Here is a 4,438-nt window from a genome sequence, read left to right as displayed (position 1 = left end):
TTAACCTGGGTTTTCTGCAACTCAAGCTGAAGCGATCGCCCAGCGTCGTCTGATAAAATCATTTCGCAACAGCAGTGATATTATGTTCGCATAATTAGTTATGATTCCCACAGTCATTGCACCCCACACGCCAGTCGCTCATGGGGGAAACCCCCAAGACCGCGCTGGCTCCCCTTAATCCCCTCCCCGGTTGCGGGGAGGGGAGACGAAGCGTAGCTTTGGCGGGGTGGGGTTCTTCAGGTTTAATAAGGAATCAAGCGGACATGATATGAGTTACTTACCTTAGCAGACATCGATTTAGAAAAATACACACAACTGAGTGAGCGCTTAATTGTTGGTGAACCCCTTTCTATCATTGGGTGGTTACTGCAAGCTTAAAGTTGCTTGGGGCTGAGTGTACTGTTGTTGTTGAGTGGCTATGGTACAGTTAACAATTCAAAATTCAAAATTCAAAATTAAAGACATTTCAGACGGAAACTTCGCGTAGCCGAAGTACAGGGATTTAAACCCCGATGGTTCCTGAGCGAAGTCGAAGGACTGAAACTGGTGCTACATATAGATGTAGGGGTCTTAAACCCTTGAACTTACGATAAATTAAATATCTAAAAATTTGGTAAATTTATCAAAAGATTATTCATTGCAATATAGCGCTTCCTAATCATATAAGGCAATACAGTTCAGTTAAGCATTTCTTCCTTCTCTCTGCGTCCTTGGCGTCTTGGCGGTTCGTTAAAAAAATTGACTTTTAACATAGTTTTAGCCTTAACTGAACCGTATTGTCATATAAGGTACATCTTAGCCCCCTTTCAAAGAGCGGGGAAGGGGTTGGGGATGGGGTTCAGTACCCACTCAACCGAGAATCGCTAATATAAGATTTAACCCCAATTTAATTTTATTATACAAACATCTCAATTAATTTTTTTAAACCATTATCTAAAAATATCTACAAGTTTGATAAATATATCAAAACATTTTTCATTGCCCTTCAAAATTAAATCATATACATTTTTAGTGTAAGTAGCATTGATTAAAAATAGATTATCTCCACTTAACAAAGATAACCAAATAATCTAATAGCTACTAACTAGATTTGCTAACAAAAAGACAACAAAAAAGTCACAAACAAAGACTTAGATTTTGTCTATTTTATGTTGCAATGCTAGCAAGATTTTTATCAAAACAATAAGAGGATTAATTCTAATGGCAGAAAATTCAAGTAATAGTAGTAGCGCTAACCCCTCTACTAGTGGGAGCAATCAGATTGGACAATCACCCTTCGGTCGCTTGAAAGAAGTTATCCCTGAGAAAGACCTCCCCAAGATATTCAGTGGTGTTGGTGATGGAGAAAGTGGCGGTAGCCCATTTGGTGGCGGTGCTGCTGGTGGTGGTGCTGCCGGTGGCGATTTAGCCTATGGTGGTAATCCTTTCGCTGGCGACAACTTCTGGAATATCTTTGCAGGCGGTGTCAACCCATCCACAGCAGGTGGTAGTAACCCATCCGCAGGCGGTGGTAACCCATCCGCAGGCGGTAGTAATCCATCCGCAGGTGGTGGTAACCCATCCGCAGGCGGTGGTAATCCATTCGCAGGCGGTGGTAATCCATTCGCAGGTGGTGGTAATCCATTCGCAGGCGGTGGTAGCCCATCCGCAGGCGGTAGTAGCCCATCCGCAGGCGGTAGTAACCAAGGTAGTGGTAGCGACCCTTTGACTGGTGCTGGTAGCCAGACCTATGGTATTAGCACAAGTGAAATACCGGACGGGTTCAGTTTGAGGGTTAGTATTGACAAGCTAGTTAACTCAAGGCTTGAAAAAGAACTCGGTGGTGGACAAATCCCATTATCTGGTGGTGGACAAGGACAAACCTCCCCATTTGGTGGCGGACAAGGACAAACCTCCCCATTTGGCGGCGGACAAGGACAAACCCTCCCATTTGGTGGTGATGGACAAACCTCCCCATTTGGTGGCGGACAAGGACAAACTTCCCCATTTGGCGGTGGTCAAACCCTACCATTTGGCGGTCAATAAATCCCGTTTGCTTAATAGAATTCTTGCGAAAATCAGCAGAGAAATAGAAGAGAACAACAATGAGTTCTTCAGTACATAGTATGCTAGTACAGCTTGGCGCAAATAAACATACCATTCGATAAAGCTGAAAAGCATGTATTATCAATGATGTGCTTTCTGCCTTATTGTACTAGTTTGCTATTTTACGCCCTGGAACTCTTTACAGGTAGGTATTTAAGAAATATTTTCTGTTAGTTTGACAGTAAGATGATTTGATTAAAGCCTTTATTTTAGAGAGATTTTGGATTTAGCAAATTCATAATTGGTATAAGAAGTACTGAAGATTCCATAACCTTTTTAACTAAAAATAGGAAAATTAGTACCAATGGAAGAGTCTGCTGTCAATCCCCTTAATGGTAGAGTTAATCCCTTAAGTGTAGGTGGCCCTAACAACGTTAGTTCCTTTGCTAGCAATGGCAGTTTTTCTGCTGAAGGCAGCCTGTTGCCGGGTGATACCAATCTGTTATTAGGTAACGGTAACAATTCCATTCCAGGTGGCGGTATTAACCCGTTTGCAGGCGATGCTGGCAGTGGGCTTCAGCAATTAATCTTTGATCGATTAAAGTCAATTTTAGGTGATAACTTTTTCAAAGGTATTGATAACACATTGGCAGGAGGTAGTAACCCTTTTGCAGGCAGTGGTTATCCGATTCCAAATGGTGCTACCAACCCGTTTGCAGGCGGTGGTAACCCGATCGCAGGTGGGGCTACCAACCCGTTTGCAGGCGGTGGTAACCCATTCGCAGGAGGGGCTACTAACCCGTTTGCAGGCGGTGGTAACCCATTCGCAGGAGGGGCTACTAACCCGTTTGCAGGCGGTGGTAACCCATTCGCAGGAGGGGCTACCAACCCGTTTGCAGGCGGTGGTAACCCATTCGCAGGAGGGGCTACCAACCCGTTTGCAGGCGGTGGTAACCCATTCGCAGGAGGGGCTACTAACCCGTTTGCAGGCGGTGGTAACCCATTCGCAGGTGGAGCTACCAACCCGTTTGCAGGCGGTGGTAACCCATTCGCAGGTGGGGCTACCAATCCGTTTGCAGGCAGCAGTAACCCGATCGCAGGTGCTGGAAGTCTGCTTCAACAATCGCCTTTCGATCCGTTGAAAGAAGTCCTTGGTAATAATATACCCTTTAGCAACGCTGGGAATACATCTAATCCGGGTAGCCAAACCTTTAATGAGGGCAACGCACCAGTTGGTAATGGTAACAAGAACCTTGGTAGTAATAACGCAACTATTGGTAATTTTAACTCGGATTATGGCAGTAACAGCGCAACCATTGGGAATGGTAACTGGAACTTTAATAATGACAACACAACCATCGGTAATGGCAACTGGCTATTTGGAAAGGGTAACACAACCCTTGGTAACGGCAACTGGTATTGGGACGACGGAAGTAATAATTCAACATTAGGTAATGGTAATTGGCACTTCGGCAGTGACAACGCAACCATTGGAAACGGCAATTGGGACTTTGGTACTGATAACACAATTATTGGTAATGGTAACTGGGTTTTTACCAGTGGAAATGAAATTATTGGTAATGGCAATTGGTTAGCGAATACTGACAACACAACGATTGGAAACGTCAATAATATCAGTAGTTTAAAGTTATCCCCACTAGGGATCAAAACTGATGTTAACAATCTGATTGACTCTCTTATAGGTAAAATAGGTCAAAATTTTCTTGGGTTCACAGGAGATTTTGATGAATCGAGTAGCCAAACGTTTAACCGCCTCATCTCTTCTAAAAGTGTTGGTAATAATACTGATATATCTAAGGATATCGAGCAACTTTTGGCATCACTCAGCCCAATTCAAGGAAATTTCATCAATTATCAGCCTGTGCAAAACCCTCAGCCTGTTCCAGAAACTACTTCTTCAGTCTCGTTGGTAGTTATGGGACTTATGTGTTTGCTATTGTCACTTTTCAAAAAACAACAACACTGTTAACGTAAATTCAATCCTTCTAAGCTTATTGCGATCGCAGCGCAGTCTAATACTACTCGCTTCAGAAGATTTGTAGGTTGGGCTGCGCTTGTTCTTTTCACTCTTGCCTCTGTGCTCTAATCTGTTTATCTGGTTGTTGTCTTAAACTCATGACATCTGCTTGGCTTAAAGTCATTGCAGTGATATTGCCTGTGTCATCTCTTTCAAAAGAAATACTCGTATTTACTGCTTTAGCAAAAAATTCTAGCTCTGATGTCGGAAAAAACTGTAACGGCGGTTGCTGGTTACATTGTATAAACAAATTTTCATTCTGACTTACTACTTTGAACTGCAATCCAGATTTTGTTAAGTATAATCCTGAGTAGCTCTGGGCTTGCGACAGGGTGATAATTGGTTTTTCTTTGTCAAACACGTCAGGCCAGTCAT

At 43.2% G+C, this 4,438-nt stretch carries 3 protein-coding genes; 2 read left to right on the top strand and 1 reads right to left on the bottom strand.

Annotation, left to right across the window (positions count from 1 at the left end):
- Positions 1 to 1,200: 1,200 nt before the first annotated feature.
- Positions 1,201 to 2,025: a hypothetical protein gene (locus LC574_RS28280; protein ID WP_229456982.1), complete on the top strand. Its 825-nt coding sequence runs from the start codon at positions 1,201 to 1,203 to the stop codon at positions 2,023 to 2,025.
- A gap of 364 nt (positions 2,026 to 2,389) precedes the next feature.
- Positions 2,390 to 4,015 carry a hypothetical protein gene (locus LC574_RS28275; protein ID WP_229456981.1) on the top strand — a complete coding sequence of 542 codons (1,626 nt, stop codon included), beginning with the start codon at positions 2,390 to 2,392 and terminating at the stop codon, positions 4,013 to 4,015.
- Between the two features lie 94 nt (positions 4,016 to 4,109).
- Here the strand turns inward: LC574_RS28275 and LC574_RS28270 are convergent.
- The coding region (locus LC574_RS28270) for a DUF3471 domain-containing protein (protein WP_229456980.1) at positions 4,110 to 4,438 on the bottom strand (329 nt) is incomplete at its 5' end.

The sequence above is a fragment of the Nostoc sp. CHAB 5715 genome (genome assembly GCF_020829685.1).
Lineage (GTDB): Bacteria > Cyanobacteriota > Cyanobacteriia > Cyanobacteriales > Nostocaceae > Nostoc.
This window is presented reverse-complemented; position numbering and strand designations above follow the sequence as displayed.

Coding starts and splice junctions, on each gene's coding strand:
- LC574_RS28275 (WP_229456981.1), top strand. CDS start 2,390: ATGGAAGAGTCTGCTGTCAATCCCCTTAATGGTAGAGTTAATCCCTTA.
- LC574_RS28280 (WP_229456982.1), top strand. CDS start 1,201: ATGGCAGAAAATTCAAGTAATAGTAGTAGCGCTAACCCCTCTACTAGT.